This window comes from Vibrio sp. YT-17 (assembly GCF_033337375.1).
Lineage (GTDB): Bacteria > Pseudomonadota > Gammaproteobacteria > Enterobacterales > Vibrionaceae > Vibrio > Vibrio alginolyticus.
Genome location: NZ_JAWOQP010000141.1, coordinates 1 through 1,187, shown reverse-complemented (window position 1 = coordinate 1,187; position 1,187 = coordinate 1). Strand labels below are relative to the sequence as shown.

The window sequence follows — 1,187 nt, the reverse complement described above, 5'->3', positions numbered from 1 at the left end:
TGGCACTACACGATTCTAAACCACTTGTATGATGAAGGTATTGTGTCCGAAAAGTTCATTCTTGAATTTTTGCATAGCCACACAAGTGTGGTTGCTCAACCACCCTACAACAGTCCTTACTTTAGCGGTATCAACCCCTATGCTCTCGGCTTTGCGATGTTCCGCGATATAAAGCGTATTTGTGAAGAGCCAACTGACGAGGATAAAGAGTGGTTCCCGGATCTAGCAGGAACAGATTGGTTAGATGCCTTGCATTTTGCTATGCATAATTTCAAAGATGAAAGCTTTATCAGCCAATATTTGTCTCCGAAATTGATGCGTGATTTCAAACTGTTCGCCATCAACGATGATGACAGGAAGAACTTTATTGAAGTCTCCGCCATACATGATGAAATGGGCTACAAACGCATTCGAGAAACTCTGGCAGCGCAGTACAACCTATCAAACTTAGAGCCTAACATTCAGGTGTTTAACGTGGATGTTCGTGGTGACCGTTCACTCACGTTGCAGTACGTTCCTCATAACCGCGTTCCACTCGATGAAAGTTGTGATGAGGTATTGAAACACGTCTATCGCCTATGGGGCTTTGACGTAATCTTAGAAGAAGTTAAAGACACGGGACACAGAGAAACATTAGCCACTTGTCCAAAGCGCAATCAGTACGATTCAAACATTTAGCAAAAAATAGACTCATCCCCTTAAAGCCAAAGGCTCCATGAAAGGAGCCTTTTTATTAACTGCAAGAAGTAGAATCGTTACGCTTTTTTCGCCACAATAGCTCTAACGGCTTCAAGATCTTCTGGCGTATCAACGCCTGCTGCTGGCGCTTCTTTAGCGACTGCAACGTGGATTTTCTCGCCGTACCAAAGCACTCGTAACTGCTCTAGGCATTCAATTTGCTCTAGGGCACTTGGCGCCCAGTTTACGTAAGTATTAATGAAACCTGCGCGGTATGCATAGATACCGATGTGACGCATCAATGGATTCACGATAGCTTTGTCTTGCTTAGCGAAGTTATCACGATCCCAAGGAATTGTTGCTCGGCTAAAGTACATGGCATAACCACGCTCATCAGCAACGACTTTTACGGCATTTGGGTTAAAGGCTTCATCTTCAGATTCGATTTTAACCGCTAACGTAGCCATAGGTGCATCACTAACGGGTAAGTTATCTGCAACTTGGCGGAT

General features: G+C 44.1%; 2 protein-coding genes. One reads left to right on the top strand and one right to left on the bottom strand.

All coding sequences use genetic code 11. The annotated features are described in order from the left end of the window. On the top strand, window positions 1–678 hold a 678-nt coding region (locus R7F67_RS24495), incomplete at its 5' end, for a SpoVR family protein (protein WP_318057498.1). A 77-nt stretch (window positions 679–755) separates the two neighbouring features. Here the strand turns inward: R7F67_RS24495 and kdsB are convergent. Beyond that, a partial coding sequence (kdsB, locus tag R7F67_RS24490) for a 3-deoxy-manno-octulosonate cytidylyltransferase (protein ID WP_318057497.1) occupies window positions 756–1,187 on the bottom strand: 432 nt, incomplete at its 5' end.